A 12,253-nucleotide genomic window follows, 5' to 3' on the forward strand; every position below is an offset into this window, starting at 1 on the left:
ATTTGGGAAAGTTATGAGTAAAGTCATTGTGATAGGTACAGGCACCATGGGCGTGGGTATTGCCGCCGGCTTTCTGGCATTTGGTGCCAACACGATTCTGCTGGGCAGAGATCTTGAGAAAGCAGAGCTAAGTCTCTCCAAAGTGGAGGCATGTGCTGACTCCATTAATCCAACATGGCGAAAAAGTAGCGCACAACTCCTTGCTGGCACCATCGCAGACTGGTCGGATTGGGAGAGTACCGATCTCGTTATTGAAACTATCTCTGAGCGTCTAGAGCTTAAGCAGGCAATATTTAGCGAGCTTGATCAGCGTGTACCGCCCAGCATTCCGATTGGTAGCAATAGCTCGAGCTTCCCTATAAGCGATATTGCACAAGGCCTTTCAACAAGTTGCCGTATGTTCAATACCCACTACTTCATGCCCGCCCATATCGTTCCTTTGGTGGAGGTGGTGTTGGGTGCAACATCAGATCCTCAAATGGCAGAGCAGGTTTGCAGCCTCTATCGCGCCCATGGCAAAAAACCCGTGTTGGTCAAGCGTGATATCCCGGGATTTCTGGCTAATCGAATTCAGCATGCCTTAATGCGCGAAGCACTCTCTCTGGTGCAAGAAGGAATCGCCTCGCCAGATGATGTTGACACTGCGGTGCGCTACAGCTTTGGCTTTCGTTACGCAGCAGTTGGCCCAATGACTCAAAAAGAAATCTCCGGCTGGGAAGGTATGGCACTAGCTGCAGAGATAATCTACCCCTCTCTCTCCAACATTAGCGCACCACCTGCTTGCGTTATGGATCTAGTGAGCAGTGGAAAAACGGGTATGGCCAAGGGCGCAGGTTTTAGAGAGTGGTCACCAGAAGAGGCAAGGGAGATGAAACAAGTCTATGAAATGCGCCTCAAGGCAGCGTTTGAGGTACTAAAAATAGCTCTCGAACTAAATTAAATCGATATTGTTGCGGCACAGCATATTCCAAAATACTCAGATCTTTCGCAACAATATTGGATAATTGATTAGTGAAGAAAAAAGTCTGTGAATGGCCCCTGTTTTTTAAAAGGGCAATCAAAGTAACTGGATTTGCCCTTGTAGGGTTTATTCAACTGCCAGGGGTAGAGCTCGTCTCTAGCGCTCTAGCGCAAACTACAACCCAAAATAGTAAGGCCAGCAAAGCACCTCAAGTCAAGCAAAAGGCAGCGGTACAAAAAAGTAAGCAGGCTGGGCTTCAAGTGAAGAATGACCCTTTAAGTCAACCCTCCAAAAGCATGAGTTTAAATCCCGAGTTATTCAAACGAATTGAGGGGGCACCTAATAATCAAGATATAGCAAACCTGGATTACCGCGTCCAGCGTGGCTGTCTACGTCGCAGCGATAACCAAGAGAATCTCCCAGCCAATTTAGGCTTGGAAGATCCCAACTTTAATGATTTTTTTAAATCTCAGACTCAAGGGTTTTTTGATCGAATGCGTGGCAATTGCATTCCTTACGCCCTAGCGCTTGGAAGTCGCAATCGCTTTGAATCACTCAGCATCATGAATGGCCCCATACAAGATGCTAAGACAGAGATTTGGACTTTTACACCTTCGGCAGCTGATAGCTTCTTGATTCAACAAGACTACCTCAGGGATGAGTTCAAACGCTTTACAGAGATTCAATTACCACTGAGCGATGTTTTGTATGGCCCTAAAAAAGTAGGCGATAAATTACCGGTTGAACTGGTTTGGGAGCTGAACTCGGTCATCAAGCAAATTTATCCTGAAGAAAATAATGCGCTTGAAAACACCAATAGCGTTGTTCGACTGATTGTGGACTTTGGCGATAAAGAGCGCTGGGCGCAAATTTGGGCTGCAGAAATTATTGATCCAGCAGGCGGCGAAGTTTTTTCAAGTGCATTTTGGGTTGAGAGGAATGATATTCCGGGTGGTTTTTATACCGCTAGCGGAGAATCTATTGAGCGCACTTTTTGGACCAATCCTTTAAGCTATCGACGCATATCCAGAGGTGTCGGCAGCGTGCGAGCATCCAGCAAGAAAGCGGCACCGTCCAAGAATGGTGCCCCTGTAGCAGCACCTAAACAGCGCTATCGAACTCATATGGGTATTGATTATTCAGCGCCAAAAGGCACGCCAGTTTTTAGTGTAGCTACAGGCAAGGTAGTCCATCTCGGCTATAGCGGCGCGTTTGGCAACCTTATCATCATCGAACACCCTGGAAACTATCGTACCTACTATGCGCATTTAAGTGCCTACAACGTTGAGCTACAAGTGGGCAATGAAGTCCGACGCGGTTTAGAGATTGGCTATGTTGGATCAACTGGTCGCTCTACTGGACCCCATCTACACTTTGAATTAAGAAAAGATGGGGTCTATGTCGACCCCTACGCCTCAAAAACACAATTAGATTTATGGAATATGCGCGATAGCGATAGCGGCTTACTTACTAGAGAAATTCTATTGCTAGGAACGCCTGTATTAAATTAATTTTGTGAATTTATTTGCTGAATTTATTTTTAGAGGGTGCAAATGAATATAGAAAGGGGTCCATTTGGACCCCTTTGTTTGACGCCATCGATATCAACCGATAACTAAAACTGGCAACTTGGAGTGCACAATCACCTCATGCGTTTCGCTACCCAATAAAACACTCTTAATACCAGTGCGCTTATGAGAGGCCATCACGATGACATCAGCTTTGGCTTTCTTGGCGCTATCCAAAATACCTTCGGATAGATTGCTATTGGCAATATGCAGGGTATTAGCCTTAATAGCGGCACCCAATGCAACTGCTGACTTTTTCAGGATATCCGCAGCAAATGCATCGCATACCTTTTTATGCTCTTTTAGAGAGATGCCATACCCCATAGTGCTATCGGAATACATCATCGGCGGCATTGGATCAGATACATAAACTAATGTCACCGCGGCCTTATCCATCTTAGCAAGCTCGGCCACCCTCTTTAAGGACTTTTTACTGACATCCGAACCATTAACCGGTGCTAATAAGTGCTTGAACATATTGACTCCTGTTAAATTAAGCCTTGATGGCTTTCATTACATCATAATCCTTAATACTCTCGTATAAAAGCATAAAAAGGAAACTGAATTGCTCAAGTACTTAGCGGTGTATTTTTCATTTTTAGTGTCATTCGTCATCATTGACTTCATTTGGCTTCTTGGTATCGCCAAAAATCTCTATCGCGATGACATGGGCTCGCTCATGACCAGCGAACCTAAGCTATTAGCTGGACTTGGTTTCTATTTACTCTATGCACTTGGTGCATCTATTTTTGTCATCCTTCCAGCAATTTCAAAACAGTCTTGCTTATATGGGGTGCAATATGGCGCCCTATTTGGTTTCTTTTGCTATATGACTTACGATCTCACTAACCTTGCTGTAGTCCGTGATTTCCCTATGCGACTGGCATTTGTAGATATCGCTTGGGGCTCAACGGTAACCGCGGCATCCAGCGCTCTAGCCTACTGGCTTGGTAGTAAGATAGCCTGAAAATCTTTTTCCCATGAATCTCTTTCACCCAAAACTACTTGATTCCTTTAGGGGCTATAACGGCGCCCTTTTTTTGCAAAGATATATTGGCGGGTATCACGGTTGGTGTAGTTGGCACTACCTTTAGCAATGGCCTTTGCAATTGCCAGTGGACTCAAACCAGAAGCAGGCATTTTCACAGCGATTATTGCTGGTGGACTCATTTCTGTATTAGGAGGTAGCCGCGTACAAATTGGTGGGCCAGCGGGCGCTTTCATTGTCATCGTTTACGGCATTGTTGAGCATTACGGTCTTGCTAATTTGCTGTTGGCAACTGCCAAGTCTGGGGTGTTCTTATTTTTGATGGGACTCTTTCGACTTGGAACTTTAATTCGCTTTATTCCAATTGCCGTCATTATTGGATTTACTAATGGTATCGCCGTCCTAATTGGTCTTTCTCGAGTCAAAGAGTTTTTTGGCTTACAAATTACCAAGGTGCCTGCTGAATTTTTTCAAGCAATCGAAGCTTTGTATGCTGCCGCCGATACAGTAAATCCCATTGCCCTTATGTTATCCATAGGCAGCTTGGCTCTTTTAATTGCTTGGAGAACTTTTCAGAAACGCCTTGGACACCTAAGCCATATCCCAGCAACAGTCATTGCAATGACTGTTGCCACCATCATCACAAGCATCTTTAACCTGCCTGTCGACACCATTGGTAGTCGTTTTGGCGGCATTCCGTCAGGACTACCCAGCTTTGAATGGATTCCAGTGAGCTGGAGTACTGCATAGTTTGTCATTGCGCCTGCTATCACATTAGCCGTGCTTGGGGCCATTGAATCGCTGCTATGCGCACGCATTGCAGATGGACTGATTCATGATCGCCACAATTCTAACCAGGGGCTGATGGCGCAGGAAGTAGCTAATTTAGTCACTCCATTTTTTGGTGGCATGCCCAGCAACAGGAACTATTGCAAGAACAGTTACCAACATACAGAGTGGCGCTAGCACACCGATTGCCGGCATAGTTCATGCCTTGACATTGCTGGTGATTGTTTTGTTTGGAACTCCACTTGCAACCAATATTCCTTTAGCTAGCCTAGCTGCGATTCTCATGTTTGTTGCTTGGAATATGGGTGAGTGGAGAAAGTTTGCTGATCTCAAGCAATTCCGCATGCCTTATCGCTTAACAATGTTGAGCGTGTTTTTCCTAACCATCGTCTTGGATCTCACTGTTGCAATACAGGTGGGTCTGTTATTAGCATTCATTACTTTTATTTATCGAATCTCGAGCCTCTCTCGCTATGAAGCAGCAAGTGCAATTGATTTTCCAGAACTACAAACACATCAAGGAAAAATTGCTGTTTTCAGAATCTATGGTGTCATCTTTTTTGGCGCAGTTAAGCTTCTAGAAAATATTGAGAAGGAATTGCCATCACAAGTTTTAGTCTTGGGCATGAAGAACGTGATCTATATCGACGTTTCCGGAATGGATGCCCTGCTTGAGCTTGAGAGTGTTTGCAAATCCAAGGGTGTCAAGCTTATGATTTGTGGTCTAGTACATCAACCCCATGATATGGCAGCACGTGGAGGTCTATTTCAGAGGGTGCCTCAGGATTACATCCAAGCTGATCTGCAGCAAGGCATTCGCACTGCAGTCAGTCACATTAACTGATACAGAAACCACCTTTTAGTAAAGCTTCAGGTAAATACCAGGCGCGATAAAGGCCGAAGATTCCTGCGGACAATAGCAGGCCTGCAGCAATATATCTCACCCAAACATATTGCCTAAACTGCGTCAAAGCGGCTGAGAATTTAGAAATCAATAAGAGATTGGGTAAGGTGCCCAATCCAAACGCCAGCATGAGTGCGGCACCCGTCAAGACATCTCCAGACAAAAAAACTAGCGGCAAAACACTATAGACCAAGCCGCAGGGAACTAAACCCCAAACCATTCCGCTAAACCAGCGAGATGAACGACCCGTGAAACTCCCTAAATATTTGGCCCAATAGTTAGCCATCCGTGCACCAAGCCACTTGCCGACCAATAAGGGACTATTTGATCTCTGTCGCAAAAGACGCAAGCCCATCACCAGCAAAATCAGTGAAGTCAAAGCGAATAATGGTCGTTGAATAGGCACTACGTTTTGCTGCCACAGTACAGCGCCTACCCACCCCGCAACAGCGCCTAGCAAAACATAGGTCGTCAAACGCCCAAAGTGCATGATGAGCTGGAGATGAAAGAGCTCAGACTTGCTTTGCAATGGGATGCAGGTCGCCTCCTGCGTATTGCCTTGGCACTCAATTGCCGCAGCTATACCGCCGCACATTAAGGCGCAATGCCATCCACTGACTAAAGCCCCCAAAAATACCGCTAGCAAAAGACTAGTAGTCAGCATTTAGGCATCCAGCGCTGCAGAGAAATATTGAAATTGCACATTATCCGAGTAGAATAAACTGAACTGGTAACTTGATCCAATATGAATTACACCAACTCAGATGTCCCTAGTAGCAAATGCTCGGTCTGTGTATTGGGTCAGTTTTGTCTGCCAGTCGGAATCAGTCCGAGCGATATTGCCAAGATTGATACCCTCGTCAAAGAACGTGTCCACCTAAAAAAGGGTGAAAGCCTCTACCGTCATGGAGACCCACTCTCTGCGGTGTTCAGCGTGCGTTTTGGGACTCTCAAAACTGAATATGGCCTCGAAGATGGACGTCAACAGGTAATTGACTTTCATTTACCTGGCGAGATCTTGGGGCTGGATGGTATTGGTGAAGGTAGCTATCAATCTGAGGCCATTGCCCTAGAGGAAAGCGAAGTCTGCATCATTCGCTATGACGCATTTGAGGATTTAGCACGCCAAATTCCAGTACTGCAAAAGCAGTTTCACCGCATTCTAAGCCGTAAACTCACGCAAGATCAACGTCACCTACTCTCGCTCGGCAGCTTGCGTGCTGAAGAGCGTTTAGCAGCATTCTTATTGAATCTTTCTCAACGCCTAGCCGCTCGTGGCTATCAAAACAATGAATTTGATTTACGCATGAGTCGCGTAGAGATTGGTAGCTATCTGGGAATTCAGATTGAAACGGTTAGCCGCATGCTCTCACGCTTTGCTGAATCAGGCTTGATTCAAATTAAGCAGCGTCATATCAAACTGATAGATATGGATGGGCTTTATGAATTGGCCAGCATTCCCAACCCAGACCGCACACTTCAACTCAAGCCAATTAGCGCTTAAATACCTGGCTTAAATCAAGCCCTGATCTGACTCTTTACTAGTGTCCTCGCTGATGCCAGGCAGAATATAAGCAGTTAAAGCGCTCGAGAATGAGCAAAATATCCAGATGATAAAAAATCCGATGGTGTAAATACCTTCATCTGAAATATTCGGATGGTAGCCAAAGAATAACAGTTCAGAGGGATGCACAATACTGAAGAGCAAGCCTTCAGCCAGGATCGAGACCAAAAATGATGGCCACATAATCCAAATGAATAGGCGGTACTTCATTTACGATCCTGATCTACTTTAAGCTGCTCAACCTTGAGTCCACGCTTGACTACGCCATCACGAACCGGCTTATCTGAGTAAAGGTTTACAGCCAAATAAATAGTGATCACACAACCAATAGCCGCCACAGCGGGGCCGCTAATCAGTAGCCATGGCCAGAGCTGCTTAAACCAAGGCTTATTTATTTCGTGTTCTGACATATTCATCCTCTCCATCTTTCGCTATCTAGCTTAGCGGGGAACAATAAAGCTTGATTTTTCATCGCGCGTCCTGGTAATCAATTCATTACCCGACATCTCGTGACCAATTACATCAAAATGAATTGAGTAATTACCAGGCTCGTGCGCACCAACCGTAGTGCTTACTTTAACCGGAATCAGCAGATTACTGGCAGGGCCCACTTCAATTTCAGTAACAACTTGTCCCTGGGAATTGAGGATTTTTAAATCATCTAGGCCCGCTGCTTTTACCTGAACATTCATATTATTTTCTGAGGCATTCATGATCTGAATACGGTAGATATTCTCTATCCGAACCCCATCCACCTCGCGAGCTAGTGCGCCACGGTCCCGCATCACATCCACTCGTAATGGGTTTCGGGTAACTAAAGAAATCAAGAAAGCGCTAGTAAGCACCGTAATGAAAGCGGTATAAATCAACACGCGAGGACGCAAGATATGGCGTATCGCACTTTGGTTAGTCTCTTTTTCTTCAATGGCTCGCTCAGTCGTATACCGAATTAAGCCTTTTGGATAATCCACCTTCTCCATCACTTGATCGCAAGCATCAATACATGCCCCGCAACCAATACACATGTACTGAAGGCCATCACGAATATCAATACCAGTTGGGCAGACTTGTACGCAAATACTGCAATCAACACAATCACCTAAGCCCAAGGTCGTATGATCAACTGACTTACTGCGACTCCCTCTTGGCTCGCCACGCACTTTATCGTAGGTCACCAGGAAGGTGTCTTTATCCACCATCACGCTCTGAAAGCGTGCATATGGGCACATGTATTTACAGACTTGCTCGCGCATGAAGCCAGCATTACCCCAAGTTGCAAAGCTATAAAAACATAGCCAGAAGGTTTGCCATGGGCCAAGCGAAAAATGCAGAATAGCAGTACCTAAGGTTTCAATTGGGGTGAAGTAGCCAGTAAAGGTAAAGCCAGTCCAGAAGGCGATCAGGAGCCACAAGAAATGCTTGGTAATTTTGAGGCGCCACTTACGAATACTCCAAGGCCATTCCTCTCCATCCAAACGAATACGCGCGAATCGGTCACCTTCGACCTTGCGCTCGATCCACATAAAGATTTCGGTGTAAACAGTTTGTGGACAAGCGTAACCACAAAATAAACGGCCAGCAATTGCAGTAAAGAGGAATAGCGCAAGCGCGGAAAGAATTAATAGGAGCGTGAGATAGATCACATCCTGTGGCCATAGTACGACGCCAAAAATGTAAAACTTACGCTGAGTTAGATCAAACAGAACTGCTTGACGACCATTCCAGCTAATCCATGGAAGACCATAAAATAATATTTGCGTCGCAAATACTAAGATAAAACGCCAGCGGGCGAATAGTCCAGTAACAGAGCGTGGGTAAATCTTTCGCCGGACCTCATAAAGAGATTCCTCGATAACATCTATAGGAATGGGCTTCCCAACCGGCGAATTATCTGACACTGATTACTTAGCTGCCGCAGTCTTATTGTTAGATAAACCCCAAACATAAGCTGTCAAGAGATGAATCTTTTCTGGACTCAACACTTTATCTTGGGAAGGCATCATCGCCATACGACCCTTAGTGATAGTCTCAACTATCGCTGCCTCTGAACCACCATACAACCAGGTTTTATCAGTCAAGTTAGGAGCACCTAAAACAATATTACCTTTGCCATCCGCACCGTGACAGGCTACGCAATTTGCTTTAAATACTTCTGCGCCACGAGCAGCTTTCAAATCATCCGACGATAAACCTGAAAGGCTACGTACATAGTTAGCTACATCCACGATTTGCTTACTATCAAGCTGTGGGAATGGAGGCATTACACCAGCGCGACCATTAATCAATGTAGTTTTGATATTTTCTGGGGAACCGCCATAGAGCCAGTCCTTGTCAGTTAAATTCGGGAAGCCTTTTGCACCACCCGCATCTGAACCATGACACTGAGCGCAGGAATTCAAGAGCAAACGTTGACCCATCTCGCGCGCTTTTGGATCAACAGCAACTTGCTCAATATCCATCTTCACGTATTTCGCGTAGACCGGCTTCAATTCATCATTAGCCTCTGTCATAGAGCTCATCAGAGCACCATCAGTGGAGTACCCCACCACGCCTGGATATGAACCCAAACCAGGGAACAGAACTAAATAAACCAATCCAAAGATACAAGAGAGCAAGAACATCCACATCCACCAACGTGGTAGTGGATTATTGAGTTCACGCAAGTTGCCATCCCAAACATGACCAGTATCTGCCACTGCGCCATCAGCCGTATGAACAACTTTAGTCTTACGCTGAGAAAACAAGAGCCAGATACACCAAACAATACCGACTAATGAAACAAGCGCGATGTAATTACTCCAACCGCTATTAAAAAAGTCACTCATGATTTGTCCTTACTAAATTCATCTGGAAGATCAAATGGAAGCTCTGCCGACTCTTCATTGGCTGACTTTCTGCCAGGCGACCAAGCCCACCAAACAATCCCAACGAAGAAGACGAGTCCAATTACTGTTGAAAAAGCGGAGAGATAAGCTGTGATCTGTTCCATTTGATTTATATAGTTTTAAATTAATAACCTTGGTGATTACTTCGCTACCACTTCATCAACCATGATGTAGCGACGATTGACACCCAAACCTTGTAGGTAAGCAATCAAAGCATCTTCTTCGGTCTTGCCTTCCAACTCCTTAGGAGCTTCTGCAATCATTTCATCGGTGTAAGGAACACCCAAACGACGCATTGCAACCATATGAGACTGAATTGAGGAGGTTTCAGCAGCATTTTTCTGCAACCAAGGATATCCAGGCATATTGGACTCAGGAACCACATCACGCGGATTGCGCAGGTGAATACGATGCCAATCATCAGAATAACGAGCACCAACACGAGCTAAATCAGGACCGATACGCTTACTACCCCACAAGAATGGATGATCAAATACTGACTCACCAGCTAAGGAATAAGGACCGTAACGCTCGACTTCAGAACGCAGTGTACGAATCTGTTGTGAGTGGCAACCAACACAACCTTCGCGCTGATATACGTCACGACCAGCTAAACGTAATGCTGTATATGGCGCTACGCCAGGACTCGGTTCAGTTGTCGTGCGCTGAAAGAACAATGGAACAATTTGCACCAAGCCAGCAATCGAAACCACAATAATCGTGGCAATAATTAACCAACCAACGTTTTTCTCAAGCGTTCCGTGGGAAAAGAATTTATTTTCGTTAGACATTTTTCTTCCCCTTAGTGAGCAATTGCAGATGTTTGTGGAATTGGGGCATTCACGAATGTCTTACCAATCACTGTCTTGTAAACGTTGTATGCCATCAAGAACATGCCACTCAAGTAACAGAGGCCACCTAATAAACGAATTACGTAGAAGGGGAATGTTGCTTTTACAGATTCAACGAAGCTGTATGTCAAAGTTCCGTCTGGCTCAAAAGCCCTCCACATCAGACCTTGCATCACTCCAGCAACCCACATCGCAGCGATATACAGAACAACACCGATCGTAGCGATCCAGAAATGCACTTCAATTAAGGGTGTGCTGTACATATCCTTTTGACCAACTAAACGTGGGATCAGATAGTACAAAGAGCCGATCGTAATCATGGCAACCCAACCAAGAGCGCCTGAGTGAACGTGGCCAATAGTCCAGTCTGTGTAATGGGACAAACTATTCACAGTCTTGATCGACATCATTGAGCCTTCAAACGTAGACATACCGTAGAAAGACAGTGCTACTACCAAGAACTTCAAAATTGGATCGGTGCGCAATTTAAACCAAGCGCCAGATAAAGTCATGATGCCGTTAATCATGCCGCCCCATGATGGAGCCAATAAAATAATGGAGAACACGGTTCCCAATGACTGAGTCCAGTCTGGCAGGGAAGTATGTTGTAAATGGTGAGGACCCGCCCACATGTATGTGAAGTTCAAAGCCCAGAAGTGAACGATGGACAAACGATATGAGTAGATTGGACGCTCTGCTTGCTTAGGAATGGAGTAGTACATCATGCCCAAGAAGCTGGTAGTTAAGAAGAAGCCAACTGCATTATGGCCATACCACCACTGAACCATGGCATCTTGTACGCCTGCATAAGCAGAATAAGACTTCCACATCGTGGCTGGCATCTCTAAATTATTAAAGATATGCAAAATAGCAATGGTAAGAATGTACGCACCGAAGAACCAGTTAGAAACATAAATATGCTTCGTTTTGCGTTTCATGATGGTGCCGAAAAACACTACTGCATAGGCAACCCAAACTAAAGTAATGAGGATGTCAATTGGCCACTCAAGCTCTGCGTATTCCTTAGAGGTTGAGATACCTAAAGGCAAGGTTACTGCGGCCAATACGATAACGAGTTGCCAACCCCAGAAAGTGAAGGCAGCTAGCTTGTCACAAAAAAGTCGCGCCTGACAGGTGCGCTGCACAATGTAATAAGACGTTGCAAATAAGGCCGATCCACCGAATGCGAAAATTACCGCATTGGTATGCAAAGGACGTAAACGACCATAGCTTAACCAAGGGATATTGAGTGTGATATCAGGCCAAATAAGTTGCGCAGCGAGGACAACCCCCACCAGCATGCCCACAATTCCCCAAAGTACCGTAACGATGGCAAATTGGCTGACAACCTTGTAATTGAAGGTATCTTGATTGCTCCCCACGGTAATTCCCATGGCCTCTCTTTTTTTGTGGCCAAACAGCGACATAATCCAAATAGACTGAGGTCATTATCAAAGTAAGGCAGAGAGCGTGTTTTGATCTATGTCAAAAAGGATGCTTGCATTTACGATTTACAGAAACTGCTGTATTAAGGCGTAATTGCTAACTAATAAATAAAGATTTTTTAGTTAGCTATCACTAACATTTTTAGATTTAGGCGTATCGTCATCCATCAAAATCGCCTCACCCGGCCCCTCTAGATCATCAAACTGACCTGCCTTCACAGACCAGAAGAAAATCCAGGCCAAAAGACCAATTAAGAGCAATGAAATGGGGATTAAGAGAAAAAGGCTTTCCATCCCT

At 45.1% G+C, this 12,253-nt stretch carries 15 protein-coding genes and 1 pseudogene; 6 read left to right on the forward strand and 10 right to left on the reverse strand.

All coding sequences use genetic code 11. The annotated features are described in order from the left end of the window. Positions 1-13: 13 nt before the first annotated feature. Complete coding sequence (locus DXE44_RS07080; RefSeq protein ID WP_114653797.1) at positions 14-940, forward strand: 3-hydroxyacyl-CoA dehydrogenase NAD-binding domain-containing protein; 927 nt, start codon at positions 14-16, stop codon at positions 938-940. 71 nt (positions 941-1,011) lie between these two features. After that, on the forward strand, positions 1,012-2,472 hold the full coding sequence (locus DXE44_RS07085) for a M23 family metallopeptidase (protein ID WP_231970611.1): 1,461 nt from the start codon (positions 1,012-1,014) through the stop codon (positions 2,470-2,472). Positions 2,473-2,565: 93 nt separating this feature from the next. Here DXE44_RS07085 and DXE44_RS07090 read toward each other — a convergent pair whose 3' ends face one another. After that, positions 2,566-3,006, reverse strand: a complete 441-nt coding sequence (locus DXE44_RS07090; protein ID WP_114653799.1) for a universal stress protein — start codon at positions 3,004-3,006, stop codon at positions 2,566-2,568. 88 nt (positions 3,007-3,094) lie between these two features. Here DXE44_RS07090 and DXE44_RS07095 point away from each other — a divergent pair, with 88 nt between their 5' ends. The 3 genes and pseudogenes from DXE44_RS07095 to DXE44_RS10730 all read left to right on the forward strand — a co-directional run bounded on the left by DXE44_RS07095 (position 3,095) and on the right by DXE44_RS10730 (position 5,150). Next, on the forward strand, positions 3,095-3,496 hold the full coding sequence (locus DXE44_RS07095; protein ID WP_114653801.1) for a DUF2177 family protein: 402 nt from the start codon (positions 3,095-3,097) through the stop codon (positions 3,494-3,496). 129 nt (positions 3,497-3,625) lie between these two features. Next, positions 3,626-4,483: pseudogene (locus DXE44_RS10725) on the forward strand (SulP family inorganic anion transporter). Further along, complete coding sequence (locus DXE44_RS10730) at positions 4,422-5,150, forward strand: SulP family inorganic anion transporter (protein ID WP_269460697.1); 729 nt, start codon at positions 4,422-4,424, stop codon at positions 5,148-5,150. The pseudogene DXE44_RS10725 and the gene DXE44_RS10730 overlap by 62 nt, the downstream one beginning before the upstream one ends. On the opposite strand, the gene DXE44_RS07105 is transcribed toward DXE44_RS10730, so the two are convergent. Further along, entirely contained in the window at positions 5,143-5,874 is a 732-nt protein-coding gene (locus DXE44_RS07105; RefSeq protein ID WP_114653803.1) for a sulfite exporter TauE/SafE family protein, read from the reverse strand. The genes DXE44_RS10730 and DXE44_RS07105 overlap by 8 nt on opposite strands. Before the next feature lie 81 nt (positions 5,875-5,955). On the opposite strand from DXE44_RS07105, the gene DXE44_RS07110 reads away from it, so the two are divergent. Beyond that, positions 5,956-6,714 (forward strand): helix-turn-helix domain-containing protein, encoded by a 759-nt coding sequence (locus DXE44_RS07110; RefSeq protein WP_114653805.1) that lies wholly within the window; start codon positions 5,956-5,958, stop codon positions 6,712-6,714. 9 nt (positions 6,715-6,723) lie between these two features. Here the strand turns inward: DXE44_RS07110 and DXE44_RS07115 are convergent, their stop codons facing one another. The 8 genes from DXE44_RS07115 to ccoS form a co-directional block, all read right to left on the reverse strand. Beyond that, positions 6,724-6,984, reverse strand: a complete 261-nt coding sequence (locus DXE44_RS07115; protein ID WP_114653807.1) for a hypothetical protein — start codon at positions 6,982-6,984, stop codon at positions 6,724-6,726. Beyond that, complete coding sequence (locus DXE44_RS07120) at positions 6,981-7,184, reverse strand: FixH family protein (RefSeq protein ID WP_174221124.1); 204 nt, start codon at positions 7,182-7,184, stop codon at positions 6,981-6,983. The genes DXE44_RS07115 and DXE44_RS07120 overlap by 4 nt, the downstream gene beginning before the upstream one ends. A 30-nt stretch (positions 7,185-7,214) precedes the next feature. Then, positions 7,215-8,672 carry a cytochrome c oxidase accessory protein CcoG gene (ccoG, locus tag DXE44_RS07125; protein ID WP_114653811.1) on the reverse strand — a complete coding sequence of 486 codons (1,458 nt, stop codon included), beginning with the start codon at positions 8,670-8,672 and terminating at the stop codon, positions 7,215-7,217. Positions 8,673-8,675: 3 nt separating this feature from the next. After that, positions 8,676-9,599 (reverse strand): cytochrome-c oxidase, cbb3-type subunit III, encoded by a 924-nt coding sequence (gene ccoP / locus DXE44_RS07130; RefSeq protein ID WP_114653813.1) that lies wholly within the window; start codon positions 9,597-9,599, stop codon positions 8,676-8,678. Further along, positions 9,596-9,763: a cbb3-type cytochrome oxidase subunit 3 gene (locus DXE44_RS07135; protein WP_114653815.1), complete on the reverse strand. Its 168-nt coding sequence runs from the start codon at positions 9,761-9,763 to the stop codon at positions 9,596-9,598. Before DXE44_RS07135 ends, ccoP begins: the two co-directional genes overlap by 4 nt. Positions 9,764-9,799: 36 nt before the next feature. Further along, complete coding sequence (gene ccoO / locus DXE44_RS07140) at positions 9,800-10,450, reverse strand: cytochrome-c oxidase, cbb3-type subunit II (protein WP_114653817.1); 651 nt, start codon at positions 10,448-10,450, stop codon at positions 9,800-9,802. Between the two features lie 11 nt (positions 10,451-10,461). Beyond that, on the reverse strand, positions 10,462-11,904 hold the full coding sequence (gene ccoN / locus DXE44_RS07145) for a cytochrome-c oxidase, cbb3-type subunit I (RefSeq protein WP_114654388.1): 1,443 nt from the start codon (positions 11,902-11,904) through the stop codon (positions 10,462-10,464). Positions 11,905-12,078: 174 nt separating this feature from the next. Further along, positions 12,079-12,249 carry a cbb3-type cytochrome oxidase assembly protein CcoS gene (gene ccoS, locus DXE44_RS07150; protein ID WP_114653819.1) on the reverse strand — a complete coding sequence of 57 codons (171 nt, stop codon included), beginning with the start codon at positions 12,247-12,249 and terminating at the stop codon, positions 12,079-12,081. Positions 12,250-12,253: the final 4 nt, after the last annotated feature.

The organism is Polynucleobacter necessarius, from assembly GCF_900095175.1.
Classification (GTDB): domain Bacteria; phylum Pseudomonadota; class Gammaproteobacteria; order Burkholderiales; family Burkholderiaceae; genus Polynucleobacter; species Polynucleobacter necessarius_I.

Coding starts and splice junctions, on each gene's coding strand:
- DXE44_RS07135 (WP_114653815.1), bottom strand. CDS start 9,763: ATGGAACAGATCACAGCTTATCTCTCCGCTTTTTCAACAGTAATTGGA.
- ccoP (WP_114653813.1), bottom strand. CDS start 9,599: ATGAGTGACTTTTTTAATAGCGGTTGGAGTAATTACATCGCGCTTGTT.
- ccoN (WP_114654388.1), bottom strand. CDS start 11,904: ATGGGAATTACCGTGGGGAGCAATCAAGATACCTTCAATTACAAGGTT.
- ccoO (WP_114653817.1), bottom strand. CDS start 10,450: ATGTCTAACGAAAATAAATTCTTTTCCCACGGAACGCTTGAGAAAAAC.
- DXE44_RS07105 (WP_114653803.1), bottom strand. CDS start 5,874: ATGCTGACTACTAGTCTTTTGCTAGCGGTATTTTTGGGGGCTTTAGTC.
- DXE44_RS07090 (WP_114653799.1), bottom strand. CDS start 3,006: ATGTTCAAGCACTTATTAGCACCGGTTAATGGTTCGGATGTCAGTAAA.
- DXE44_RS07110 (WP_114653805.1), top strand. CDS start 5,956: ATGAATTACACCAACTCAGATGTCCCTAGTAGCAAATGCTCGGTCTGT.
- ccoS (WP_114653819.1), bottom strand. CDS start 12,249: ATGGAAAGCCTTTTTCTCTTAATCCCCATTTCATTGCTCTTAATTGGT.
- DXE44_RS07115 (WP_114653807.1), bottom strand. CDS start 6,984: ATGAAGTACCGCCTATTCATTTGGATTATGTGGCCATCATTTTTGGTC.
- DXE44_RS07080 (WP_114653797.1), top strand. CDS start 14: ATGAGTAAAGTCATTGTGATAGGTACAGGCACCATGGGCGTGGGTATT.
- DXE44_RS07120 (WP_174221124.1), bottom strand. CDS start 7,184: ATGTCAGAACACGAAATAAATAAGCCTTGGTTTAAGCAGCTCTGGCCA.